This window comes from Streptomyces sp. NPDC007205 (assembly GCF_040634095.1).
Lineage (GTDB): Bacteria > Actinomycetota > Actinomycetes > Streptomycetales > Streptomycetaceae > Streptomyces.
The window spans coordinates 200,092-223,710 of sequence record NZ_JBEYEW010000001.1 but is presented as its reverse complement, the minus strand read 5'-3'; the positions used below and the strand labels follow the sequence as shown (position 1 = coordinate 223,710).

Here is a 23,619-nt window from a genome sequence, read left to right as displayed (position 1 = left end):
CGACCGCCCAGACCACGCTTGTGCGTACGACTGCCGTGCGTACCACTGGCGGGGTCAGGTTCCTGTGCGTACGACCGTGAATACTGGACGTATGGACAACCAGCCCCTGCCCTCGTCCCCGCCCCTGGACCGGCGGGCCGAACTGAGCGAGTTCCTGCGCAGCCGGCGGGCCCGGCTGAAGCCGGAGGACGTGGGGCTGCCCGACTACGGCCGGCACCGGCGGGTGCCGGGGCTGCGCCGCGAGGAGCTGGCGCAGCTGGCCGGGGTGTCGGTGGCGTACTACACGCGCCTGGAACAGGGCAACGGGCGGAACGTCTCGGCGGAGGTCCTGGACGCGATCGCCCGCGCGCTGCGGCTGACGGACGCCGAGCACGCGCACCTGACGCATCTGGCCAAGCCGAAGTCGCACAAGAAGAAGCCGGCGGCGCGCCAGCAGCAGGTCCGCTCCTCGCTGCGGCAGCTGCTGGACACGATGGACGGCGTACCGGCGTACGTCGTCGGGCGCCGCTCGGAGATCCTCGCCTGGAACCGGATGGCGGCGGCGCTCTTCGGCGACTGGGCGGAACTGCCGCCTGCCGAGCGCAACTGGGCCCGCCTGGTGTTCCTGCGCCCCGACTACCGCGACCTGTTCGTCGACTGGGAGCAGAAGGCGATCGACATCGTGTGCGCCCTGCGCATGGACGCGGGCTGCTATCCGGACGACCCGCGGCTGTCGGCGCTCGTCGGTGAACTCTCCGTCAAGAGCGAGGAGTTCCGCAGGCTGTGGGCGACGCACGACGTCAAGGAGAAGAGCCACGGCGTCAAGCACCTGCACCATCCGCTGGTGGGCGACCTGTCCCTGAACTTCGAGTCCTTCCGCCTGACGGACGACTCGGACCAGTCGCTGCTGACCTACCACGCCGAGCCGGGCTCCCCGTCCGCCGACTCCCTCCGCCTCCTGGCCAGCTGGGGCACGGACGCGGCCCGCGCGGTGCGGTCGGCCTGAGCCATCCTGCTGCCGACCGACTACTTGCCGAAGTAGGCGTCGTAGATCGTGATCTCCGACGTGTTGCCCTTCTTGTCGGTGATCTCGGAGCGCAGGGAGAGGGACTTGCCCTTCGCCGGGTTCTTGAGGGTGACCCTGCCGCCTCGGACGTCGGCCTTCGTGAAGGTCTTGCCGTCGTAGGAGACGTACACGGCGAGGGACTTCAGGCTGCCGCCCGCCGCCGAGCCCTCCACGGTGACCGGGAAGGTGACCGTCCTGCCGGCCGCGACCCGGCTGTCCAGGCCGGTCGTGATCCCGTAGCGGAGGACGGAGGCGGGGAGCTGGACGGCGGTGCCGGAGATCTTCCTGGAGCGGAAGGTCCAGGTCGCGTCGATCCGGGAGGAGGCCCGGGCGACCTTCGCCGAGCGCTTGACCGAGGTGGTCAGCCGGTAGGCGGCGGCACCGGCCGGAACCTTGAAGGTCGTCTCCCCGAACAGCGGGTCGTCGGAAGAGCCGATCTTGGTGCCGTCGCGGTACAGGGTCGTGGTCACCGAGGTGAAGGCCGAGTATCCGGCGTGCCTGACGGAGTCGGCGAACAGCGGCAGTGAACCGTAGATCTCGTCGCCGGAGCGGTAGAGGCCGAGGTCCTTGTCGACGTGCGGGCCGAAGACCGCGGTGTTGACCGTCTTCGTGTAGCTCTTGCCGGCCTTGAACGAGGACGTGCCGAGCGCGTACGCGGCGTCCGGCAGCGGGAACCCGTCCTGGTCGGTGCCGCCGTACTGGGTGAAATGCAGGTCCCAGAGGACCCCGCCGCCGGCGGACAGGTGCAGGATGCGGGTGCCGGGCAGCCGCTGTGGCACGTCGATGGACGAGCCCGTGCTGCCGGGCAGCCAGCCGGTGGCGGCGACCGAGCCGGTCCTGCCGCTCGCGGAGGCACCCAGCCGGGCCCTGACGGTGGCCAGCTCACCCGCCTTGTAGTGCTTGGTGTAGCCGGTGGCGAGCCGGGTGACCGGGCCGCCGGAGATGACGTCGTACTGCTCGCCCGTCCCCTTGGTCCAGTGACCGTCCCACTGCTGGAACAGCTGTCCCGCGGGGAGCTTCGGGCCCAGGTGGGCGGTGCGGAAGCCCTTGTACGTGTCCAGGAACCAGCTGTAGCCGTACTCCTCGTCGCCGATCGTGAGCGTGTACCCCGGCGAGGCGAACCGCGGCCTCACGCCCGGGGCCGGGACGGTGATGTCGACCGGCCTGGTCCTGCGCGCGTCGATCGTGAGGGTCTGCTTCTTGCCGACGGTCAGCTTCGGCTGGGCGATCCAGTCGGTGCCGTGGGTGCCGTGGGTGCCGTTCCGGTCCCCGAAGACGGCGGAGTTGAGGACGTACGTGCCCTTGGGCACGCGCAGCTTCACCGTGCCGGACGGGTCGTACGGGGTCAGTTCCGTGCCGTTCGCCAGGCCGCCCGTGCCGCTGAGGTCGGCGTTGTAGTACCTGGCGGGCTTGCCGTCCCGGCCGATGAACTTCAGCGTGACGTCGTACGACTCCACCTCGCGCTGCACCACGGCGGCCGTGCGGACGCTCTGGCCGGCACCGGTCGCGGTCACGTACGCGGAGTAGGCGCCGTCGAGAGCGCCGCCCGGCCTGGTGTTCACGGTGAGGCCGACCGAGGCCTTGCCGTGCGCGGGGACCGTCAGCCGCGTCGCGCCCAGCGTGAAGAAGCCCGACGGTGCCGCGTGGCCCCTGGGGTCGGTGGCGGTGCTGCTCAGGGTGAGCGTGATGTCCTGGTCGCCGAGATTGCGGTACGTCACCTGCCTGGTGACCGGCTTGTCGTCGGTGTGCGGCCACTGCCGCACACCGAAGCTCACCGACACCGGGTCGGCGATCACGGTCTGCCGGTAGGCCTTGTCCACGGCGATACGGCCCGAACCCTGCTGGAACGGCGTGTACGCGCCGCCCTTGGCGGAGCCGGTCAGCGCGCCCTTCAGCTCGGCGTAGCCCCAGTCGGGGTGCTCCTGCTTCAGGATCGCGGCGGCGCCCGCGACATGCGGGGTGGCCATCGAGGTGCCGGAGAGGGTCAGATAGCCCGCGGGCTTCTCGCCGACCTCCTGGTCGATGACGCTGCCCTTGGCCGCGGCGGCGGTGATGTCGACGCCGGGCGCGGTGACGTCCGGCTTGATGGCGCCGTCGCCGATGCGCGGGCCGGTGGAGGAGAAGTCGGCGAGTCTGTCCTTCTTGTCGACGGCGCCGACGGTGAGCGCGGCGTCCGCGCTGCCCGGTGAACCGATCGAGTGGGGGCCGTCGTTGCCCGCGGCGATCACGAACAGGATGCCCTTGGTGGCGGAGAGCTTGTCGACCTCGGCCTCAAGAGGATCGATGCCGGGGCTGTCGTAGCCGCCGAGGCTGAGGTTGACGACGGAGGCGCCCCGGGAGGCCGCCCACTCCATGCCGGCGAGGATGCCGGAGTCGTCACCGGAGCCGGTGTCGTCCAGGACCTTGCCGTTGAGGATCTCGGCGTCCGGAGCGACACCCCTGTACGTGCCGCCGGACCCTGCGGGTGTTGCGGCACCGGTGCCCGCCACGATGGAGGCGACGTGCGTGCCGTGCCCGAAGTGGTCGGTGGTGTCGGCGGCGGAGGTGAAGTTCCTGGACTCGGTCACCTGGTGCTTGAGGTCCGGGTGGCGGGTGTCCACGCCGGTGTCGAGGACGGCGACCTTCACGCCCTTGCCGGTGTAGCCGGCCTGCCACGCGACCGGGGCGCCGATCTGCGGCACGGACGTGTCCAGCGAGGCCCTGCGGACGCCGTCGAGCCAGACGTGTGCGATGCCGGAGGCGGCCCGGTCGCCGTGGGTGACCGCGTGCCACAGCCCGGCGGTGTCCTTGACCGTCGTCTGCACGGCGTCGGCGTCGAGGGCGCCGAGGCTGCGGCGCAGGTGGGCCGCGTTTCGGACGTCCGCCCTGGCCGCGGCGGCGGAACCGCGGTAGCCGACGATGACCTTCAGGCCGTTCTTCTGGGCCCGGCGGGTGGCGGCCTTGTTCAGCTCGGTGACGTCGAACAGGCGCTGGTCCAGCGTGCCGGAGGACACCAGGCGGGCCGCGTCGACCGGGACGACCAGTGTGTGGCCCTTGGTCGTGCGGACCTGGAAGGGTATGTGCGCGCGGCCCTCGGCCCGCTGCACGCCGACGATCCGGCCCCTGGCGTCGAGGGCGACGCGGTCACCGGTGATCAGCGTGACGTGGGTCCTCGCGGTGAGCGCGGAGGCGGTGGTCGGGGTGCGCTCCACGGGCCTCGCCGACGCCGGGCTGGTCAAACCCGCTGCGAGGGCGACGGCTGCCGCGGTGGCGGCACCGGCCGCAGCAGCACTTTTCACTTGTCGGAGCAAGTTCTCCCCCTGGAGATGGAGTACCGGTCACGCAGTAAACCAGGGGCAGTTCGGACGGCTCAACGGTTGAGAGGAGGGTAAGAGAGAGCGACGGGAAACTGTTACGCCGTGGGCGGGACTCCGTTACAAGGCTGAGCGGTCCCGCCCATGAAGGAGCGTCAGGCGGCCGAACCGGCCTTCCACTGGGCCCAGCTCATGTTCCAGCCGTTGAGGCCGTTGTCCGGCGCGACCGTCTTGTCGCCGGTGTTCTGGACGACCACGACGTCACCGACCAGGGAGTTGCCGTAGAACCAGGCGGCCGGCATGTTCGCGTCGCCCGCGCCCTTGACGTCCTGCAGGCCGATGCAGCCGTGGCTGGTGTTGACGCTGCCGAAGACGGACGGCGCGCCCCAGTAGTTGCCGTGGATGAAGGTGCCGGAGTTGGTCAGGCGCATGGCGTGCGGCACGTCCTTGATGTCGTACTCGCCCTTGCCGTCGTCGTCGGTGAAGCCGACCGTGGCGCCGTTCATACGGGTCTGCTTGAACTTCTCCGAGATCACCATCTGTCCCTCGTAGGTGGTGTGCTCGGGGGCGCCGGCGGAGACCGGGATGGTCTTGACGACCCTGCCGTCCTGCGTGACCTTCATCTGCTTGGTCTTCGCGTCGACGTACGAGACCTGGTTGCGGCCGATGTGGAAGGTGACCGTCTTCTGCTGGACGCCGGTGATGCCGGGCGCGCCCTCGACGCCGTCGAGCGCGAGCTTCAGCGTGACGGTGGAGCCTTCCTTCCAGTACTGCTCCGGGCGGCAGTCCATGCGGTTGGCGTTGAACCAGTGGCAGGCGACCTCCTGGCCGCTGCTGGAGCTGACCGTGATGCCCTTCTGCACGGCCGCCTTGTTGGTGATCGCCTTGTCGAAGTTGATCGAGACGGGCATGCCGACACCGACCGTGGAGCCGTTGTCCGGGGTGTAGGTGCCGATGAAGCTGTTGGCCGGGGAGACCGTGGTGAAGGAGGCGTTCTCGTGGGCTATGCGGCCCTCGGAGTCCTTGGCCTCCGCGGCGATCTTGTAGGTGGTCGAGCGCTGCAGCTGGACGGTCGGCTTCCAGCTCGTCCTGTCGGCGGAGAGCTGCCCGGCGACGGCCTTGCCGTCCTGGGTGGTCATCGTGACACCGGTGAGCGTGCCCTTGGCGACCGTGACGCCGGCCGAGTTGTTGATGGAGGCGTTGTCGGAGCCGTCCTTGGGTGTGATGGTGATCTGGGCGTCGGACGACTTCTTGGCCGCCGCCTCGTCGGCCTTCGCCTGCGAGTTCTCGCCGCCGTCGGACGCCTTGCCGTTGCCGCCGCCGGAACAGCCCGTGACCGCCAGGACACCACCGAGCAGTGCGGACGCGACCATCAGGCCCTTGCGCCGCTTACTGTCCGTCATCACACGCTTCTCCATCGTTGCCGTAATTCGCGAAAACCCCGAATCCCCCGTTGCGAACCATCCACGCTACGGACGATCCGTCCCTTTCCACATGGTTCGCATGTGTTAGGCGCACCACGCCGGCCACGGTCTCCCGAGGCCGGCGATGCAAGAAGCCGTCCGTGCGCCCCCCGAGACGACGAAACCCCGGACGGCGGTTGCCGTCCGGGGTCATGGGTGCCCCGGGACGCTCAGCCGATGCCGTCCTCTTCTTCGTCGTCTTCCTGCCCATCATCCTCGTCGGGATCCCAGTCGGGCGAATCAGGGTCGTAGTCGATCCGCTCGCTCGACCAGGACGCCTGCTGGAGATCCACCCCGGGCACCTCGCTGACCAGGTCGAACGGGTCCACGAGATACGCGAGGGCCTCTGCGGTGTCGTCCGTCACAGCCCCCTCGGCCTGGGCCCGCTCCGACTCCGGAAGCTCCGCGTCCCGGGCGAGCCGGCGCAGCGCGGCCTTGGTCACCGCGTCCTCGTCCTGCACCTCGAGGACCAGGTCCACCCGAAGCCGTACAAAATGTGATGTCTCTTCAGCGCTCATGGCGCGAGCGTACGACCGAAACCTCCTGTGACTTTCCTGTGACCCGCGATTTTCACTAACATCGCTCCACACGGCCAATTCGCCAGCGTCACAAGGGGGATCGATATTCCGTGTCATCCGCTCGCCGTCCGCTGCTGACCGCCACCGCCGCGGGCACCCTCCTGTGCGCGCTGTGGTTCGTCCCGTCCGCGAAGGCCTCGCAGGCCCCGGCCGGAGCGCACACGGAATCCGCCACGACTCATGTGACACAGCAGGCCAGGGCGGTGTCGCAGGCGGCCGCGGACAGCGCACGGGATGCGGCGGACGACACCGAACTCGCCGACACGGGAAGCCTCGACACCACGCCGTACGTCGTCGGCGGCACACTTTTCCTCGGTGTCGGCGCCGGATTCGTGGTGTATTCGGTACGCCGCGAACGCATGGGCTTTTAGTTTCCTTGGTGATTCCTTGACAGCGCACACCAAGTGACGCAGTGCCACGGAAGGGGCCCATCCGCCGGGACGGGCCCCCTCACGGTGAAGCGTTACTGCAGCGGGCCGGTGACCGACTCCGCCGCGGTCACGAGGTGGCCGCCGCGTACGAACGCGTCGGCGGCGGCCAGGTCGGGCGCCAGGAACCGGTCCGGGCCCGGGCCCTGCACACCGGCGGCGCGCACGGCCTCGATGACGGCCCGTGAGGCCGGCGCCGGGGTGAGGCCCTCGCGCAGCTCGATGGCGCGGGTGGCCGCGTACAGCTCGACGGCGATGATCCGGGTGAGGTTGTCCACGGCGGTGCGCAGCTTGCGCGCGGCCGACCAGCCCATGGAGACGTGGTCCTCCTGCATGGCGGAGGACGGGATGGAGTCCGCGGAGGCCGGTACGGCGAGCCGCTTCATCTCACTCACCAGGGCGGCCTGCGTGTACTGGGCGATCATCAGCCCGGAGTCGACACCCGCGTCATCGGCGAGGAACGGCGGCAGCCCGTGGCTGCGGTTCTTGTCCAGCAGCCGGTCGGTGCGGCGCTCGGCGATGGAGCCGAGGTCGGCGGCGGCGACGGCGAGGAAGTCCAGGACGTAGGCGACCGGGGCGCCGTGGAAGTTGCCGTTGGACTCCACGCGTCCGTCGGGCAGCACCACCGGGTTGTCGACGGCGGAGGCCAGCTCCCGCTCGGCTACCAGACGCGCGTGCGCCATGGTGTCGCGTCCGGCACCGGCGACCTGCGGGGCGCAGCGCACCGAGTAGGCGTCCTGGACGCGCGGGGCGTCGTCCTGGTGGTGCCCGGTGAGCTGCGAACCCTTCAGCACCGCCAGCATGTTGGCGGCGGAGGCACCCTGGCCCGGGTGCGGGCGGATGGCGTGCAGCTCGGGCGCGAGCACCTTGTCCGTGCCGAGCAGCGCCTCCAGGCTGAGGGCGGCGGTGACGTCGGCGGACTTGTAGAGGGTGTCGAGGTCGGCGAGGGCCATGATCAGCATGCCGAGCATGCCGTCGGTGCCGTTGAGAAGGGCGAGGCCCTCCTTCTCGCGCAGCTCGACGGGCTGGATCCCGTGCTCGGCGAGCAGCTCACCGGCAGGGCGTACGGCCCCGTCGGGGCCCTCGGCGTCGCCCTCGCCCATGAGGGTCAGGGCGCAGTGGGACAGCGGGGCGAGGTCGCCGGAGCAGCCGAGGGAGCCGTACTCGTGCACCACCGGGGTGATCCCGGCGTTCAGCACGTCGGCCATGGTCTGCGCGACCTCGGGCCGGACGCCGGTGTGCCCGGAGCAGACGGTCTTGAGCCGCAGGAACATCAGGGCCCGTACGACTTCCCTCTCGACCCTCGGCCCCATGCCGGCGGCGTGCGAGCGGACGATGTTGCGCTGCAGCTGGGCGCGCAGTTCCTGGCTGATGTGCCGGGTCGCCAGGGCTCCGAAGCCGGTGGAGACGCCGTAGACCGGGTCCGGCTTGGCCGCCAGGGCGTCCACGATCTCGCGGGCCGCGGCCAGGGCCGCCACCGCCTCCGCCGACAGCTCGATGCGGGCACCGCCGCGCGCCACGGCGAGAACGTCGGACGCCGTGAGACCGGACGTCCCCACCACCACAGTGTGCATATCCATATTCAGGAGCGTACGCATTGAATGCGGGGATGTCACTAGTGGGGAACGGGAGCACCCCTTACCCATCCGTGTGGGCTTCGCCTCACGGCGGGCGCCCCCGGAACCGGCGCCGCTCGGCATGGGAGGGCGGCGGCTCGTCGGCCAGCCGTACGACCGGATCCGGTGGCCCCTCCCGGCCCGCGACCACCGGCCGGTCGACCCGCAGGGCCTTGGCCCGGTACTGGGCGGCGTCGGCGAGCCGGAACAGCCGCCGGGCGTCGCGCACCTCCCCGATCGGGTCCTCGGTCGAGGCCATCCCGCACGCCACGCCCTCCCCGAGCTCCAACTCCCCTGCCCTCCGGCACAGTTCGTCGGCGGCCTTGACCACGTCGTCGGCGGCCGGCCCGACCGCCAGCAGACAGAACTCGTCCCCGCCGAGCCGCGCCACGAGCGCACCCGGCACCATCGCCCCGCACAGCGACAGCACCGAGCCGAAGCGCTCCAGGAGCCGGTCGCCGACAGCGTGCCCGAGGGTGTCGTTGACCCGCTTCAGCCCGTTGAGATCACAGACGACGAGGCTGACGGCCGCACCCTCCGTGCGGTGCCGCTCGACGGCCTCCTCCAGGCGTACGTCCACGGCGCGGCGGTTGGCGAGTCCGGTGAGGGGATCGGTGTACGCGAGCCGGCGGGCCTCCTCCAGCCGCTCGGTCTGCGCGAGCCCGGCGGAGACGACGGCGGCCAGCACGGTGGCGAAGTCGGCGTCGGCCCGGTCGAACACGGGGGCGTCGGCGGGGCGGGCGACGTACAGCTCACCCCAGGCCCTGCCATGCAGCACGACCGGCGCGACGACACAGCAGCCGCGGCCTCTGCGGCGCAGGGCGGCGACGCGCTGATGGAAGTAACCGGGGGTGCCGGCGGCGGTCCCCTCGGCGGTCTCCACCCAGGCGTTGGGTCCGCCCCCGCCGGCCCACCGCTCGTGCAGGAACTCGGTGATCTCCGGGAACTGGTGCACCGGGTAGGCCTCGGACTCGGGGAACTCCTCCTCGTCCGGGCGCCGGTCCCCCACGTTCGCGAGGACGCGCAGGCGGCCCAGCTGCCGCTCCCACACCGACAGCGCGGCGAAGCGGCCGTCCAGCGCGCGGCATGCGCCGAGCGCTGCGGCCTGCCACGAGTCCCGCGGGGTGTGGGCCGCCGCCATGCCCTGCGCCAGCGCCACGACTGCGGCTAGCCGCCTGTCCTCACCCATTACTCCAGGTTAGGGAGTTTTGGGGGGATTCGGGATATGGGTGCGGCGATCAGGTGGACCGTTCGGCCATCAGCTCGGGGCGCGTCGAAATCGCCGAGTGCGGATGCGTGGCGGGCCGGTCGCGCCCACACGGCCGAGCCGCATGTCGACACAGCCCCGCGCCCTGCGGAGCTGCGGCACAGCGCGCCCGAAAAGCGCAGGCCCGCCTACTCCCCCGGCCACTGAGGCGCCCGCTTCTCGTTGAACGCCGCCACCCCCTCCGCGCGGTCCCCCGAGAACGCCACGGAACGCCATGCCGCGTCCTCGACCTCCAGCCCCGCCCGCAGCTCCAGCCCGTGCCCCAGCCGCAGCGCCCGCTTGGCGGCCCGCAGCCCGACCGGCGAGTTGCCGGCGATACGGGCGGCCAGCTCCAACGCCTCCTCGCGATCGCGGCCCTCGTCCACGACCCGGTCCACCAGCCCCAGCCCGGCCGCCTCCGCCGCCTCCACCCGCCGCGCCGAGAAGATCAGCTCGGCCGCGCGCGCCGCGCCGACCCGCCGCGGCAGCAGCTGGGTACCGCCACCGCCCGGGATCACACCGACGGACACCTCCGGCAGCCCCACCACCGCCGTACGGTCGGCCACGATCAGATCGCAGGACAGGGCCAGCTCGAAACCGCCGCCCAGCGCGAACCCGTGCACCGCCGCGATCGTCGGCATCGGCAGCTCCAGCACCCCGGTGTACGCCCCGCGCGCCACCGGCCGCTGCCGCAGCAGATCCGCGTCGCTGAAGGAGTTCCGCTCCTTCAGGTCCGCCCCGACGCAGAACGCCCGCTCATGGGACGAGGTCAGGACCACCACCCGGGCGTCCCGGTCGGCGCCCAGCGCGGCGCACGCGGCGGCGAGGGAGCGGGCCATCTCCGTCGAGACGGCGTTCATGGCCTTGGGCCGGTCCAGCACCAGCTCCGCGACGAACCCGTGCCGCCGCACCAGCACGAACTCCCCGAACCGCTCCTCACTCATGACACCCTCCGGCTCACGTGTTAACGCGGGTTAACCACTGTCGGCCCGATCATCGCAGCCGGACCCGGCCCCGGGAAAGCCCAGGGGGCTACGCCCGTTCGAGTGACATCCCGGCCGTCTCACCCCACATCGCCCACGGGAACGCATAGCGTGCGTCCGCCACGGCACGCCGGGGCGCGCGGCGGGGAGGGGAACCATGTCACCGATACGTGCACAGTCCCGTACGGAAGCGGAGGCGGAGCAGCGGCAGGAGCCACCGGGGCACGGCGAGCCGGCCGGAGCGTCCGCCGTACGACGCGGACGGCACCGCAAGCCGCGCCCCCGCAAGGTGCTGCTCGCCGCCGGCGGACTCGCCCTGGCCGCGGGCGTGCTCAGCCTGATCCGGGTCGCGCCGGACTCGGGCGTCGACGTCCCGGGCACGGCAGAGGCCGAGCCCCGCCCCGACGTGGCCGGCGCCGCGGACCCCGCGGCGAACACCGCCGCCGCGGCCGCCGCCGCCCCCACCGCGCTGCCCTCGGCGACCTCCGTCATGGGCGGCCGTAGCCTCCCGCCGACGGCCACCCGGCCGGCCGGGGCCCGCCCCGGCCCGGCCGCACCCACGGCGCCGCCCGGCAACACCGCCGCACCGAGCACCGCCCCCACCGGACCGGCCACCACCCACGGCACCCCGTCGCAGCCCCCGGCGGCGCCCTCCGCCCGGCCATCTGCCCCGACTGCCTCCCGGCCCGCACCTGCCGACCCGGCACCCACCCACAGCACGGCGGGCCCGGCCGCGGGCGGTCCGGGCGGGCTGTGTGTGCCGGTGCTCGGGCTGTGCGTGGACCGAGGGGGCGAAGGGCCTACGACGACTGGCCGTCGCGGCGGGTGAGCAGCCAGGGCTCGACCACGCCGAGCCCGCGGACCGGGCGCTGCCACATCGGCTGGAGCGCGAAGCGGTACACCGGCGGCTCCTCGCCCTCCTTCTCGGCAGCCGCGGCGGCCTCGGCCGCCTCCGCCTCGGAGGCGGGCGCCTCGCCGGTGCGGATCAGCTCCTCCGCGAAGGCGCTGTCCATCAGCACGGCGTCCCGCGGGGCTATCGAGGTCAGCCGGGAGGCCAGGTTCACCGTCGTACCGAACACATCACCCATACGAGTGGTGACCGTGCCGAACGCCATGCCGACCCGCAGCTCCGGCATCGTCTCGTCGTTCGCGAGCGTCTCGACCAGCCGCAGCGCGATGTCCGCGGCGACACCGGCGTCGTCCGCCGCGTACAGCACCTCGTCGCCGAGGGTCTTGATCAGCCGGCCGCCGCGCGCGGCCACCAGGTCGGCGGCGGTCGTCTCGAACGCCTCGACCAGCTCGCCCAGCTCCTCTTCCTCCATCCGGCGGGTCAGCCGCGTGAACCCCACCAGATCGGCGAAGCCGACGGCGAGCCGACGGTCGACCATCTCCTCGTCGTCCGCCGACTGCACGACCCGCCCGGCCGAGGCGGCGAGCTGGCGCCGCCAGACATAGACCAGGAACTCCTCCAGCTCGGGCAGGAGCAGCTCGACGATCGGGTACGTCACCTCGGTGCGGGTCATTCCGGGCTCGGGCGGCTCGGTCAGGCCCTCCAGGAAGGAATCCATCTGCCACTCGGCCAACCGGGCGGTGGTCTGCCCGGTGGACCGGGCCACCTGCACCGCCATGGCCTCGCTGAGCAGCCCCGCCTCGACCAGACCGGCGAGGCGGCGCAGGGCCAGTACGTCGGCCTCGGTGAGCGCCTTGGCCTGGCCGATGTCGGCGAAGCCCATGGCCCGCCAGAACCGTGACGCCAGCTCCATGGAGACACCGGCGCTACGGGCCGCCTGGAACGGGGTGTAGCGGCGCTCGGCGCCCAGGATGAGTTGTTCGAGGCGCAGGGCCAGCGGATCCTCGCCGGGGTCGGCGGCGTCCGCGCCCGCGCCGGAGCCCGTGTCGTCGACGGTCACGCCTGCTGCCCTTCCGATCTGCCGCGGTCACGTTTCGACCGGCCTCAACTCTACGGCAGGTGTGCGCCAGCTCACTCCGTTGGGTTCGGCCGGGGGTATGTGCTCGGTACCTGGTGCGTGCTGCATGCCTCGGTGGCTGTGCCGGGAGGTCCGGGGCGCCTGTCGCCGTTGCAGGGTGCGGGCCCGCCGTGGCTGCTCGCGCAGTTCCCCGCGCCCCTGGGGAGTTGCAGCCGGCCGCACCCGCATGCGCGCCGGCAAGCGGCCCCACCGCCGGCCGGGACCAGCACCGGGCACCCGCACAGCCCCGGGCACCCGCCACCGCCGTACCCCTACGCGGGACGCAGATGCACGATGTCCCCCGCCCCCACGAGCACCCGCCACCGCCGTACCCCTACGCGGGACGCAGATGCACGATGTCCCCCGCCCCCACGGGCTCCTGCACACCGGCCTCCGTGGCGATGACGAGGCGCCCGTCCCCGTCGACCGCCACCGCCTCGCCCACGAGCGCCCGGTCCCCCGGCAACTCGGCCCGCACCACCCGCCCCAACGTCGCGCACCCCGCCGCATACGTCTCCTGCAGCCCGCTCAGCGCAGGGTCACCGCCCGCGCGTCGCCACCGCCCGTACCAGTCCTCCAGCGACCGCAGCACCGCCCGCAGCAGCGGATCCCGGTCCGTGCCCGTCGCCCCGGCCAGCACCAGCGACCCCGCCTGCGGCACCGGCAGCTCGTCGGCCCGCAGTGTGACGTTGATGCCGACGCCGATGACCACACCGTCCGCGCCGGCCCGCTCGGCCAGAATCCCGCCCGCCTTGCGCTCCTCGCCGCCCACCGTCACGAGCAGGTCGTTCGGCCACTTCAGCGCCGTATCCACGCCCGCCGCCCGCGCCAGCCCCGCCGCCACGGCGACACCGGTGAGCAGCGGCAGCCAGCCCCACCGCGCCACCGGGACCTCGACGGGCCGCAGGAGCACGGAGAAGAACAGGCCCGAGCGCGGCGGTGCCGTCCAGCGGCGGTCCAGACGCCCCTTGCCCGCCGTCTGCTCCTCGGCGACCAGCACGGCTCCCTCACCGGCCTTCCCGGCGGCAGCCCGGGCGGCCAGGTCGGAGTTGGTGGAGCCGGTGCGCTGCACCACATCCACCTCGCGGTACAGGCCCCCCTCCCGGACCAGTGCGCGCCGCAGTGCCGCGGCGTTCAGGGGCGGACGGTCCAGATCGGACCAGCGGCTGTCATCTGATGCATTGTGCGGCGTCATGCAAGTCACCCTAGGTGTGGGAAACGCCGCACTGCCGACCCACTGGCCCACCACTACTCTACGGATGAGTAACCGTCCCCCCCTTTTGAGCAGGCAGGGAGCCGCATCCCGATGTCCGAGCCGGAAGAGATCGACATCCACACGACCGCTGGCAAGCTGGCGGATCTCCAGCGCCGCATCCACGAGGCGACGCACGCCGGCTCGGAACGCGCCGTCGAAAAGCAGCATGCCAAGGGCAAGCTGACGGCCCGTGAGCGGATCGAACTGCTGCTGGACGAGGGTTCCTTCGTCGAGCTCGACGAGTTCGCCCGGCACCGGTCCACGAACTTCGGGCTGGAGAAGAACCGGCCGTACGGCGACGGCGTCGTGACCGGGTACGGGACCGTCGACGGACGCCCCGTCGCCGTGTTCTCGCAGGACTTCACCGTCTTCGGCGGGGCGTTGGGCGAGGTCTACGGGCAGAAGATCGTCAAGGTCATGGACTTCGCCCTCAAGACCGGCTGCCCGGTCATCGGCATCAACGACTCCGGCGGCGCCCGCATCCAGGAAGGCGTCGCCTCCCTCGGCGCGTACGGCGAGATCTTCCGCCGCAACACCCACGCCTCCGGTGTGATTCCGCAGATCAGCCTGGTCGTCGGCCCGTGTGCCGGTGGCGCGGTGTACTCACCTGCCATCACCGACTTCACGGTGATGGTCGACCAGACCTCGCACATGTTCATCACCGGCCCGGACGTCATCAAGACCGTCACCGGCGAGGACGTCGGCTTCGAGGAGCTCGGCGGGGCCAGGACCCACAACACGGCCTCCGGCGTGGCCCATCACATGGCCGGCGACGAGAAGGACGCCATCGAGTACGTCAAGCAGCTGCTGTCGTACCTGCCGTCCAACAACCTCTCCGAGCCCCCGGTCTTCCCCGAGGAGGCCGACCTCGCCGTCAGCGACGAGGACCGCGAGCTGGACACCGTCGTGCCCGACAGCGCGAACCAGCCGTACGACATGCACACGGTGATCGAACACGTCCTGGACGACGGTGAGTTCTTCGAGACGCAGTCCCTGTTCGCGCCGAACATCCTCACCGGGTTCGGACGGGTCGAGGGCTTCCCGGTCGGCATCGTCGCCAACCAGCCCATGCAGTTCGCCGGCTGCCTGGACATCGACGCGTCCGAGAAGGCCGCCCGGTTCGTGCGCACCTGCGACGCCTTCAACATCCCGGTGCTGACCTTCGTGGACGTGCCGGGCTTCCTGCCGGGCGTCGACCAGGAGCACACCGGCATCATCCGGCGCGGCGCCAAGCTGATCTTCGCCTACGCGGAGGCGACGGTCCCGCTGATCACCGTCATCACCCGCAAGGCCTTCGGCGGGGCGTACGACGTCATGGGTTCCAAGCACCTGGGCGCCGACCTCAACCTGGCCTGGCCCACCGCCCAGATCGCCGTCATGGGCGCCCAGGGCGCGGTCAACATCCTGCACCGCCGCACCATCGCCGAGGCGGAGGACTCGGGAGAGGGCGAAGCCACCCGGGCCCGGCTGATCCAGGAGTACGAGGACGCCCTCCTCAACCCCTACGTGGCGGCCGAGCGCGGCTACATCGACGCGGTGATCATGCCGTCCGACACCCGCGCCCACATCGTCCGCGGCCTGCGTCAGCTGCGCACCAAGCGGGAATCCCTGCCTCCGAAGAAGCACGGCAACATCCCCCTCTAAGGAGCCGCTGTGACGATCAAAGTCGTACGGGGCAACCCGACCCCGGAGGAGCTGGCCGCCGCCCTGGCGGTGGTCCGCGCCCGCGCCGCGGCGGCAGCGGCGACGCCGCCCGGCGCGGAGGGCCCGAGGGACGCCTGGTCCGACCCGAACAGGATCGCCTCCGCTCGCCTTCCCCAGCCGGGCCCGGCATCCTGGACCCGCACGTACTGGCCGGGCTGAGCGTCCAAGGCGCGTGGGGCTGTACCGATCCGCGGCTCCGCCGCGTGGGCGCGCGGTGGAGCAACAGGGGCGCCGACTTGAGTACGTCTACTCAGGCGCCCTCCCCGGTCAAAGCCCCACGCTGGTGGCATGCTGTGGTCAGACCCGGAAGACGAGCCGCCCAAGGACCTGCGCGACGCGCAGGACATGATGCGGCGGCTCGGTCTCTTCATGGCCCTGGCCATGATCCTGGCCATGCTCGTCATCGGCCTGAGGTGAGCCGAACAGCACCACACCTGACTAACCTGGCCGCATGACTGCCACGCCACGCCGCCGACTGATCCTCGCCTCCGCCTCCCCCGCCCGGCTGGGCCTCCTGAGGCAGGCCGGTCTCTCACCGGAGGTGATCGTCAGCGGCGTCGACGAGGACGCCGTCACCGCGCCCACCCCGGCGGAGCTGGCCCTCGCCCTGGCCGAGGCGAAGGCCTCCGTCGTGGCGGCGAAGCCGGAGGTGCAGGGTGCCCTGGTGATCGGCTGCGACTCGGTGCTGGAGCTGGACGGACAGGCCCTGGGCAAGCCCGCCGACGCCGAGGAGGCGACCGCCCGCTGGAAGGCGATGCGCGGGCGGGCCGGCACCCTCCAGACGGGCCACTGCATCTGGGACACGGCGGCCAAGCGGTACGTGTCCGGGACCGCATCCACCGTCGTCCGTTTCGGTGAACCCAGCGACGAGGAGATCGCGGCGTACGTGGCGTCGGGCGAGCCCCTCTACGTCGCCGGGGCCTTCACCCTGGACGGCCGTTCGGCGCCGTTCATCGAGGGCATCGACGGCGACCACGGCAATGTGATCGGCATCAGCCTGCCCCTGGTGCGCAGGCTGCTGGCCGAACTGGGCGTCGGCATCACGGAGTTGTGGTCGCCGGACGAGTGATCTGGGCGGGCGCGGAGTCCTGCGGCTCCTCGTGCCCGTCGTCGCCGCCCGGCTGGTCCGTACGGGGTCCCGGTACGGCCGCCGGGCCCGCAGTCGTGGCCGGCTCGGCCTCGGCCCTGAGGTCGCCGTCCTGCCCCGCTCCACCGCCGGGGGCACCCGGCTGCGGGCCGCCGTCACGGTCGTACGTCATCAGGAGCAGCACGACGAGGCCGAGCACGGCCACCATGAACAGGAACGCCGTCCAGCCGACCAGGCCCCAGGCGAAGGCGCCCAGCAGGCCGTGGACGACCGCCACGCTGATCAGCAGGACGCGGCCGAAGCCCGCGGGGGCGCGGTCGCGTATCGCGACCAGGACGGCCACCAGCGCGCACAGCGCGAAGTAGAGCCCGAAGACGACGCCGCCGATCTTCGAGGACGTCGCCATCGTCGACGGGTCGAGGCCGGCCAGGGACATGTCCTGGCGGTCGACCACCACTCCGAGGAACCAGTTCAGCGCGGCGATGAAGACGCCCTCCGCCAGGAGGACGACCGCCACGACCCATGCCACCGGTCTGCGCACCACCGGTCCCCACCCACTCTCGAGCCAGCTGCTTGTTACCCCAGGTACGTTCGGGCCATCGCGAACGCTACTAACGGGTAAACCCCGGGACAAGGGTTCGGGCGCCAGCAAAGAATCATTGGGCCATTCGTAGGGACTCGACAAAGAAACTGAGTGGGCCGCAGCACGCTCTCACAGAGACCTTGACCACACGACGGGGCTAGGGTTTCCCGGAGGAGTCCTGCGTACGCGGGCGCGACAAGGGATTTCGCGGGTCGAGCGAGCCTCGAATCACGCTCCGTGTGGGCAAGCTCACCATTGGGGACGGGTCGAAGTGCCGTGTCGGCAGTCCCTAAACTCGGCTTGTTTCAAGGAGGGAGCCTCAATCGTGCGCAAGGTGCTCATCGCCAACCGTGGCGAAATCGCTGTCCGCGTGGCCCGGGCCTGCCGGGACGCCGGGATCGCGAGCGTGGCCGTCTACGCCGACCCGGACCGGGACGCTCTGCATGTCCGCGCCGCGGATGAGGCGTTCGCCCTGGGCGGTGACACCCCGGCCACCAGCTATCTGGTCATCGACAAGATCCTGAACGCGGCGCGGGAGTCCGGCGCGGACGCCGTCCATCCGGGGTACGGCTTCCTCTCGGAGAACGCCGACTTCGCGCAGGCCGTCCTGGACGCCGGTCTGATCTGGATCGGCCCGCCGCCGCAGGCCATCCGCGATCTGGGTGACAAGGTCGCCGCCCGCCACATCGCCCAGCGCGCCGGCGCCCCGCTGGTGGCCGGTACGCCGGATCCGGTGAGCGGTGCGGAGGAGGTCGTGGCCTTCGCCGAGGAGCACGGCCTGCCGATCGCGATCAAGGCCGCGTTCGGTGGCGGTGGCCGTGGTCTGAAGGTCGCCCGGAGCCTGGAAGAGGTCCCCGAGCTGTACGAGTCGGCGGTCCGTGAGGCGGTCGCCGCCTTCGGTCGCGGCGAGTGCTTCGTGGAGCGCTACCTGGACCGTCCGCGGCACGTGGAGACCCAGTGCCTGGCCGACAAGCACGGCAACGTGGTCGTCGTCTCCACGCGTGACTGCTCGCTGCAGCGCCGTCACCAGAAGCTGGTCGAGGAGGCCCCGGCGCCGTTCCTCTCGGACGAGCAGGTCGCCGAGCTGTACCGCGCCTCGAAGGCCATCCTGAAGGAGGCCGGCTACGAGGGCGCGGGCACCTGTGAGTTCCTGGTCGGCCAGGACGGCACCATCTCCTTCCTGGAGGTGAACACCCGGCTCCAGGTGGAGCACCCGGTGACCGAGGAGGTCGCCGGTATCGACCTGGTGCGCGAGATGTTCCGCATCGCCGACGGCGAGGCGCTCGGCTACGACGACCCGGTGCTGCGCGGTCACTCGTTCGAGTTCCGCATCAACGGCGAGGACCCGGGCCGCAACTTCCTCCCGGCTCCCGGCACGGTCACCCGGTTCGACGCGCCGTCCGGCCCGGGCGTCCGCCTGGACGCGGGCGTGGAGTCCGGCAGCGTGATCGGCCCGGCCTGGGACTCCCTGCTGGCCAAGCTGATCGTGACGGGCCGTACCCGCAAGGAGGCCCTGGAGCGGGCCGCGCGCGCCCTGGACGAGTTCCAGGTCGAGGGCATGGCCACCGCGATCCCCTTCCACCGCGCGGTGGTCAGGGACCCGGCGTTCGCCCCGGAGCTGACCGGCTCCACCGACCCGTTCACGGTCCACACCCGCTGGATCGAGACCGGGTTCGTCAACGAGATCAAGCCCTTCGCCGCCCCCGCCGACGTGGAGGCGGAGGAGGAGCTCGGCCGCGAGACCGTCGTCGTCGAGGTCGGCGGCAAGCGCCTCGAGGTCTCCCTGCCCTCGTCCCTCGGCATGTCCCTGGCCCGCACCGGCCTCGCGGCCGGCGCCAAGCCGAAGCGCCGCGCCGCCAAGAAGTCCGGCCCGGTCGCCTCCGGCGACACCCTCGCCTCCCCGATGCAGGGCACGATCGTCAAGGTCGCGGTCGAGGAGGGCCAGGAGGTCAAGGAGGGCGACCTGGTGGTCGTCCTGGAGGCCATGAAGATGGAGCAGCCCCTGAACGCCCACAAGGCGGGCACCATCAAGAGCCTGAACGCCGACGTCGGCGCCTCCATCACCTCCGGCGCCGCCATCTGCGAGATCAAGGACTGACGGCAGGCTTCACGGAGACGCCCGGTGGACCGACTGGTTCGGTCCACCGGGCGTCATCTTTTCCCGGGCTCGGAGGACGGCTCAAGTCCCTGAGGGGCAGCCGTCCCAAAGGGGCGCGGAGCTGTAAGCCCCACGTCGACCGGGCACCTCAACGCCGCCGCAAATCAGCGACACGCCCCCGCTCAGGCCCCGTAGGCTCCCCCAGCCCTGCTCCGGAGCGGAGCGTCATACCCCTGCGAGGCCCCGGCAGGGACGCGCGCCGCGCCGGGGCCTGCTCACCCCCCGAAGAGGCTCCGGCTCCATTCGCCCCGGCCACGGCGATCTGCACCCCCTGGTCGGCGAGAGCCTGCAACTCCATGCCGGCGCGGTCGTCGTTCGCCGGCGGCTCGTCGGTGACCAGGCGGGTGATGACATCGGTCGGCACGGTCTGGAACATCGTGTCCGTACCGAGCTTGGTGTGGTCGGCGAGGACCACGACCTCCGCGGCGGCCTGCACCAGCGCCCGGTCGACGGACGCCGAGAGCATGTTGGACGTGGACAGCCCGCGCTCGGCGGTGAGCCCGCTCCCGGACAGGAAGGCCTTCGACACGCGCAGCCCCTGCAGGGACTGCTCCGCGCCGGAGCCGACGAGGGCGTAGTTGGAGCCGCGCAGGGTGCCGCCGGTCATCACGACCTCCACCCGGTTGGCATGGGCCAACGCCTGGGCGACCAGGAGGGAGTTGGTGACGACCGTCAGGCCGGGCACCCTCGCGAGCCGGCGGGCCAGCTCCTGCGTGGTGGTACCCGCGCCGACCACGATGGCCTCGCCCTCTTCGACGAGGCCCGCCGCGAGGTCGGCGATGGCCGTCTTCTCGGCGGTCGCGAGATGGGACTTCTGCGGGAAGCCGGATTCTCGCGTGAACCCGCCCGGCAGTACCGCACCGCCGTGCCGGCGGTCGAGGAGTCCTTCGGCCTCCAGTGCCCGCACGTCCCGCCGTACGGTCACTTCGGAGGTCTGGACGACGCGGGCGAGCTCACGGAGCGACACGGCACCGTTCGCTCGCACCATTTCGAGGATCAATTGGCGACGTTCAGCAGCGAACACGAAACTGACAGTAACCCCAGCGACCGTCTGCTTTCAGCAGTTTGCGCCGAATAACAGAAGTTGTTCGTACAGCAGGGGCGGAAGTGGTATAGGACCCAGCCGCCCCGACTATGCCGTACGCACACGCCGCAACTCCCCGTGACCAGCGGGAAGTCGGATCCGGCCGTCAGACCTCCGCGCCCGCCTTGCGGGTGTGCAGCTGCCGGGCCACCTCGGCGATCGACCCCGAAAGGGAGGGGTACACCGTGAACGCGTTCGCGATCTGTTCGACCGTCAGATTGTTGTCGACGGCGATCGAGATGGGGTGGATCAGTTCCGAGGCGCGGGGCGCGACGACCACACCGCCGACGACGATGCCCGTGCCCGGCCGGCAGAAGATCTTCACGAAGCCGTCCCGGATGCCCTGCATCTTGGCGCGCGGGTTGCGCAGCAGGGGCAGCTTGACGGCCCGGGCGTCGATCTTGCCCGCGTCCACGTCCGCCTGCGTGTAGCCGACCGTGGCGATCTCGGGGTCGGTGAAGACGTTGGAGGAGACCGTCTTCAGGTTCAGCGGGGTCACCGCGTCGCCGAGGAAGTGGTACATGGCGATACGTCCCTGCATGGCGGCGACGGACGCGAGGGCGAAGATCCCGGTCACGTCACCGGCCGCGTAGACGCCGGGAGCGGTCGTACGCGACACCTTGTCGGTCCAGATGTGCCCCGACTCGCGCAGCTTCACGCCGGCCTCCTCCAGGCCGAGCCCCGCGCTGTTCGGGATGGCGCCGACGGCCATCAGACAGTGCGTGCCGCTGATGACGCGCCCGTCGGCCAGCGTCACCTCGACCCGGTCACCGACGCGCTTGGCGGACTGCGCGCGGGAACGGGCCATGACGTTCATGCCACGGCGCCGGAAGACGTCCTCCAGCACGGCGGCGGCGTCCGGGTCCTCGCCGGGCAGCACGCGGTCCCGGGACGACACGAGCGTGACCTTCGACCCCAGGGCCTGATAGGCGCCGGCGAACTCGGCACCGGTGACACCCGACCCGACCACGATCAGCTCTTCCGGCAGCTCGGTGAGGTCGTAGACCTGGGTCCAGTTGAGGATGCGCTCGCCGTCGGGCTGGGCGTCGGGCAGCTCGCGCGGGTGGCCGCCGGTGGCGATGAGGACGGCGTCGGCGGTGAGGGCCTCCTCGGTGCCGTCGGCGGCGGTGACGACGACCTTGCGGGACCCGTCGAGGGCCTGCATGCCGTCCAGCCGGCCGCGGCCGCGCATGACCCGGGCACCGGCCCGGGTGACGGAGGCGGTGATGTCGTGTGACTGGGCGAGAGCCAGCCGCTTCACACGGCGGTTGACCTTCCCCAGATCCACCCCGACCACCCGGGCGGCCTGCTCCAGCGGCGGCGTGTCGTCGGCGACGATGATCCCCAGCTCTTCGTACGACGAATCGAAGGTGGTCATCACCTCGGCCGTGGCGATGAGCGTCTTCGACGGCACGCAGTCGGTCAGCACCGACGCTCCGCCCAGACCGTCGCAGTCGACGACGGTCACCTCCGCACCGAGCTGGGCGGCCACCAGGGCCGCTTCGTATCCGCCGGGTCCGCCACCGATGATCACGATCCGAGTCACGTACCCCATTGTCCCGCACCCTTCAAGGTGCTACTGCCCGGGGGCGCACGGAAGCTTCGGCTGGGACACGAGTGACCCGAGTTCCCCCTGCCGTACCCTCTCTTCATGTCGCTCTATGCCGCGTACGCCGGCAACCTCGACGCGGGCCTGATGTCCTTCCGCGCCCCGCACTCCCCGCTGCGCGCCACGGGCTGGCTGAACGGGTGGCGGCTGACGTTCGGCGGCGAGCAGCTGGACTGGGAAGGCGCGCTGGCGACGATCGTCGAGGACCCGCTCGCACAGGTCTTCGTCGGCCTGTACGACATCGCACCCATGGACGAGGAGTCCCTCGACCGGTGGGAAGGCGTGGGAGACGACCTCTACCGCCGGGTGCGGGTGCGCGTGCACACCCTCGACGGCGAGGAGACGGCGTGGACGTACGTCCTCAACGGCTACGAGGGCGGTCTTCCCTCGGCGCGCTACCTGGGCGAGATCGCCGACGCGGCGGAGTCCGCGGGGGCACCCCACGACTATGTGATGGAACTCCGCAAGCGCCCCTGCTGAGCCCCCTCCGGCGTGCTCCCTGCGGGTTTGCGTCCTGCTCGTGGTCCTGTCGTGCTCCTGGTCCTGCTCGCGGTCCTGCCAGTGGTGCGGTTTGTGGGAAACGACAAGGCAACGATTCCTATCCCGTGAGCTCCGTCATCTACGCGCGTAGGCGAAGACGAGCTACCCTCGACGGCGTGAACGCATCTCTTCTTCCGGACGACATCCAGGGCGACCCCTACGCCGCCGCCGACGCCGCCGCCGCGCGCCTGCGCGCGCTCACCGGCGCCGAGACCCACGACGTCGCCCTCGTGATGGGCTCCGGCTGGGCTCCGGCCGTCGACGCCCTGGGCGCACCCGACGTCGAGTTCCCGGTCACCGAGCTGCCCGGCTTCCCGCCGCCGGCCGTCGAGGGGCACGGTGGCAAGATCCGCTCGTACTCCTTCGGCGACAAGCGCGCGCTGGTCTTCCTGGGCCGCACGCACTACTACGAGGGCCGTGGCGTGGCCGCCGTGGCCCACGGCGTCCGCACCGCCGTGGCGGCCGGCTGCAAGACCGTGGTCCTCACCAACGGCTGCGGCGGCCTGCGCGAGGGCATGCGCCCCGGCCAGCCGGTCCTCATCAGCGACCACATCAACCTGACGGCGACGTCCCCCATCGTCGGCGCGAACTTCGTCGACCTGACCGACCTGTACTCCCCCCGTCTGCGCACCCTGTGCAAGGAGATCGACCCCACCCTGGAGGAGGGCGTCTACGCGCAGTTCCCCGGCCCGCACTACGAGACCCCGGCCGAGATCCGCATGGCCCGTGTCATCGGCGCGGACCTGGTCGGCATGTCCACGGTCCTGGAGGCCATCGCCGCGCGCGAGGCGGGCGCCGAGGTGCTGGGCATCTCCCTGGTCACCAACCTGGCGGCCGGCATGACCGGCGAGCCCCTCAACCACGAGGAGGTTCTGCAGGCGGGCCGCGACTCGGCCGCACGGATGGGGCAGCTGCTGGGCCAGGTGCTGGGCAAGCTGTAAACGCCGCCGAGCCCATCCGCCCGCTCTCGGCCGACGGTT

General features: G+C 71.5%; 21 protein-coding genes. 10 read left to right on the top strand and 11 right to left on the bottom strand.

Going from position 1 to position 23,619, the window contains the following annotated elements; genetic code table 11:
* Positions 1-91 precede the first annotated feature (91 nt).
* Positions 92-985 (top strand): helix-turn-helix transcriptional regulator, encoded by an 894-nt coding sequence (locus ABZ624_RS01015; RefSeq protein WP_360081454.1) that lies wholly within the window; start codon positions 92-94, stop codon positions 983-985.
* 20 nt (positions 986-1,005) lie between these two features.
* Here ABZ624_RS01015 and ABZ624_RS01010 read toward each other — a convergent pair whose 3' ends face one another.
* From ABZ624_RS01010 to ABZ624_RS01000, 3 genes are all read right to left on the bottom strand, one after another.
* The gene (locus ABZ624_RS01010) at positions 1,006-4,323 is read right to left on the bottom strand and encodes a S8 family serine peptidase (protein ID WP_360081453.1); all 3,318 of its coding nucleotides are present in this window, start codon (positions 4,321-4,323) and stop codon (positions 1,006-1,008) included.
* A gap of 170 nt (positions 4,324-4,493) precedes the next feature.
* Positions 4,494-5,741, bottom strand: a complete 1,248-nt coding sequence (locus ABZ624_RS01005; RefSeq protein ID WP_360081452.1) for an Ig-like domain-containing protein — start codon at positions 5,739-5,741, stop codon at positions 4,494-4,496.
* A 230-nt stretch (positions 5,742-5,971) separates the two neighbouring features.
* Entirely contained in the window at positions 5,972-6,319 is a 348-nt protein-coding gene (locus tag ABZ624_RS01000) for a hypothetical protein (protein WP_360081451.1), read from the bottom strand.
* A gap of 110 nt (positions 6,320-6,429) precedes the next feature.
* On the opposite strand from ABZ624_RS01000, the gene ABZ624_RS00995 reads away from it, so the two are divergent.
* Positions 6,430-6,750 carry a hypothetical protein gene (locus ABZ624_RS00995; protein WP_360081450.1) on the top strand — a complete coding sequence of 107 codons (321 nt, stop codon included), beginning with the start codon at positions 6,430-6,432 and terminating at the stop codon, positions 6,748-6,750.
* A gap of 92 nt (positions 6,751-6,842) precedes the next feature.
* On the opposite strand, the gene hutH is transcribed toward ABZ624_RS00995, so the two are convergent.
* The 3 genes from hutH to ABZ624_RS00980 all read right to left on the bottom strand — a co-directional run bounded on the left by hutH (position 6,843) and on the right by ABZ624_RS00980 (position 10,613).
* Positions 6,843-8,381 carry a histidine ammonia-lyase gene (gene hutH / locus ABZ624_RS00990; protein ID WP_360082125.1) on the bottom strand — a complete coding sequence of 513 codons (1,539 nt, stop codon included), beginning with the start codon at positions 8,379-8,381 and terminating at the stop codon, positions 6,843-6,845.
* An 88-nt stretch (positions 8,382-8,469) separates the two neighbouring features.
* Positions 8,470-9,612, bottom strand: coding sequence for a sensor domain-containing diguanylate cyclase (locus ABZ624_RS00985; protein WP_360081449.1), 1,143 nt, complete (start codon positions 9,610-9,612; stop codon positions 8,470-8,472).
* Positions 9,613-9,818: 206 nt separating this feature from the next.
* The gene (locus tag ABZ624_RS00980) at positions 9,819-10,613 is read right to left on the bottom strand and encodes an enoyl-CoA hydratase-related protein (RefSeq protein WP_360081448.1); all 795 of its coding nucleotides are present in this window, start codon (positions 10,611-10,613) and stop codon (positions 9,819-9,821) included.
* Between the two features lie 196 nt (positions 10,614-10,809).
* On the opposite strand from ABZ624_RS00980, the gene ABZ624_RS00975 reads away from it, so the two are divergent.
* Entirely contained in the window at positions 10,810-11,481 is a 672-nt protein-coding gene (locus ABZ624_RS00975) for a hypothetical protein (protein WP_360081447.1), read from the top strand.
* On the opposite strand, the gene ABZ624_RS00970 is transcribed toward ABZ624_RS00975, so the two are convergent.
* Entirely contained in the window at positions 11,453-12,562 is a 1,110-nt protein-coding gene (locus ABZ624_RS00970) for an adenylate/guanylate cyclase domain-containing protein (RefSeq protein WP_360081446.1), read from the bottom strand. The two genes, ABZ624_RS00975 and ABZ624_RS00970, sit on opposite strands and share 29 nt — an antisense overlap.
* Positions 12,563-12,953: 391 nt before the next feature.
* Complete coding sequence (locus tag ABZ624_RS00965; RefSeq protein WP_360081445.1) at positions 12,954-13,814, bottom strand: biotin--[acetyl-CoA-carboxylase] ligase; 861 nt, start codon at positions 13,812-13,814, stop codon at positions 12,954-12,956.
* Positions 13,815-13,925: 111 nt separating this feature from the next.
* On the opposite strand from ABZ624_RS00965, the gene ABZ624_RS00960 reads away from it, so the two are divergent.
* The 4 genes from ABZ624_RS00960 (at position 13,926) to ABZ624_RS00945 (ending at position 16,647) form a co-directional block, all read left to right on the top strand.
* A complete protein-coding gene (locus tag ABZ624_RS00960) occupies positions 13,926-15,518 on the top strand; it encodes an acyl-CoA carboxylase subunit beta (RefSeq protein ID WP_360081444.1) in 1,593 nt (530 codons plus the stop codon).
* A gap of 9 nt (positions 15,519-15,527) precedes the next feature.
* On the top strand, positions 15,528-15,737 hold the full coding sequence (locus tag ABZ624_RS00955) for an acyl-CoA carboxylase epsilon subunit (RefSeq protein ID WP_360081443.1): 210 nt from the start codon (positions 15,528-15,530) through the stop codon (positions 15,735-15,737).
* Between the two features lie 129 nt (positions 15,738-15,866).
* Complete coding sequence (locus tag ABZ624_RS00950) at positions 15,867-15,995, top strand: hypothetical protein (RefSeq protein ID WP_360081442.1); 129 nt, start codon at positions 15,867-15,869, stop codon at positions 15,993-15,995.
* A gap of 34 nt (positions 15,996-16,029) precedes the next feature.
* Positions 16,030-16,647 carry a nucleoside triphosphate pyrophosphatase gene (locus ABZ624_RS00945; protein WP_360081441.1) on the top strand — a complete coding sequence of 206 codons (618 nt, stop codon included), beginning with the start codon at positions 16,030-16,032 and terminating at the stop codon, positions 16,645-16,647.
* On the opposite strand, the gene ABZ624_RS00940 is transcribed toward ABZ624_RS00945, so the two are convergent.
* Positions 16,619-17,209, bottom strand: coding sequence for a hypothetical protein (locus ABZ624_RS00940; RefSeq protein ID WP_360081440.1), 591 nt, complete (start codon positions 17,207-17,209; stop codon positions 16,619-16,621). The two genes, ABZ624_RS00945 and ABZ624_RS00940, sit on opposite strands and share 29 nt — an antisense overlap.
* Before the next feature lie 364 nt (positions 17,210-17,573).
* Between ABZ624_RS00940 and ABZ624_RS00935 the strand changes: the two genes are divergently transcribed.
* Positions 17,574-19,346: a biotin carboxylase N-terminal domain-containing protein gene (locus ABZ624_RS00935; protein ID WP_360081439.1), complete on the top strand. Its 1,773-nt coding sequence runs from the start codon at positions 17,574-17,576 to the stop codon at positions 19,344-19,346.
* 148 nt (positions 19,347-19,494) lie between these two features.
* Here ABZ624_RS00935 and ABZ624_RS00930 read toward each other — a convergent pair whose 3' ends face one another.
* Complete coding sequence (locus ABZ624_RS00930; protein WP_360081438.1) at positions 19,495-20,430, bottom strand: DeoR/GlpR family DNA-binding transcription regulator; 936 nt, start codon at positions 20,428-20,430, stop codon at positions 19,495-19,497.
* Positions 20,431-20,596: 166 nt separating this feature from the next.
* Positions 20,597-22,045 carry an NAD(P)H-quinone dehydrogenase gene (locus ABZ624_RS00925; protein WP_360081437.1) on the bottom strand — a complete coding sequence of 483 codons (1,449 nt, stop codon included), beginning with the start codon at positions 22,043-22,045 and terminating at the stop codon, positions 20,597-20,599.
* Between the two features lie 96 nt (positions 22,046-22,141).
* Here ABZ624_RS00925 and ABZ624_RS00920 point away from each other — a divergent pair, with 96 nt between their 5' ends.
* Both ABZ624_RS00920 and ABZ624_RS00915 read left to right on the top strand, forming a co-directional pair.
* Positions 22,142-22,579 (top strand): gamma-glutamylcyclotransferase, encoded by a 438-nt coding sequence (locus tag ABZ624_RS00920; RefSeq protein ID WP_360081436.1) that lies wholly within the window; start codon positions 22,142-22,144, stop codon positions 22,577-22,579.
* A gap of 176 nt (positions 22,580-22,755) precedes the next feature.
* Complete coding sequence (locus tag ABZ624_RS00915) at positions 22,756-23,580, top strand: purine-nucleoside phosphorylase (RefSeq protein WP_360081435.1); 825 nt, start codon at positions 22,756-22,758, stop codon at positions 23,578-23,580.
* Positions 23,581-23,619 lie beyond the last annotated feature (39 nt).

Excerpts from the sequence above, each read along its gene's own strand:
- ABZ624_RS00960 (WP_360081444.1), top strand. The coding sequence starts at position 13,926 with ATGTCCGAGCCGGAAGAGATCGACATCCACACGACCGCTGGCAAGCTG.
- ABZ624_RS00920 (WP_360081436.1), top strand. The coding sequence starts at position 22,142 with ATGTCGCTCTATGCCGCGTACGCCGGCAACCTCGACGCGGGCCTGATG.
- ABZ624_RS01005 (WP_360081452.1), bottom strand. The coding sequence starts at position 5,741 with ATGACGGACAGTAAGCGGCGCAAGGGCCTGATGGTCGCGTCCGCACTG.
- ABZ624_RS01000 (WP_360081451.1), bottom strand. The coding sequence starts at position 6,319 with ATGAGCGCTGAAGAGACATCACATTTTGTACGGCTTCGGGTGGACCTG.
- ABZ624_RS00980 (WP_360081448.1), bottom strand. The coding sequence starts at position 10,613 with ATGAGTGAGGAGCGGTTCGGGGAGTTCGTGCTGGTGCGGCGGCACGGG.
- hutH (WP_360082125.1), bottom strand. The coding sequence starts at position 8,381 with ATGCACACTGTGGTGGTGGGGACGTCCGGTCTCACGGCGTCCGACGTT.
- ABZ624_RS00945 (WP_360081441.1), top strand. The coding sequence starts at position 16,030 with ATGACTGCCACGCCACGCCGCCGACTGATCCTCGCCTCCGCCTCCCCC.
- ABZ624_RS00950 (WP_360081442.1), top strand. The coding sequence starts at position 15,867 with ATGCTGTGGTCAGACCCGGAAGACGAGCCGCCCAAGGACCTGCGCGAC.
- ABZ624_RS00975 (WP_360081447.1), top strand. The coding sequence starts at position 10,810 with ATGTCACCGATACGTGCACAGTCCCGTACGGAAGCGGAGGCGGAGCAG.
- ABZ624_RS00925 (WP_360081437.1), bottom strand. The coding sequence starts at position 22,045 with ATGGGGTACGTGACTCGGATCGTGATCATCGGTGGCGGACCCGGCGGA.
- ABZ624_RS01015 (WP_360081454.1), top strand. The coding sequence starts at position 92 with ATGGACAACCAGCCCCTGCCCTCGTCCCCGCCCCTGGACCGGCGGGCC.
- ABZ624_RS00985 (WP_360081449.1), bottom strand. The coding sequence starts at position 9,612 with ATGGGTGAGGACAGGCGGCTAGCCGCAGTCGTGGCGCTGGCGCAGGGC.
- ABZ624_RS00965 (WP_360081445.1), bottom strand. The coding sequence starts at position 13,814 with ATGACGCCGCACAATGCATCAGATGACAGCCGCTGGTCCGATCTGGAC.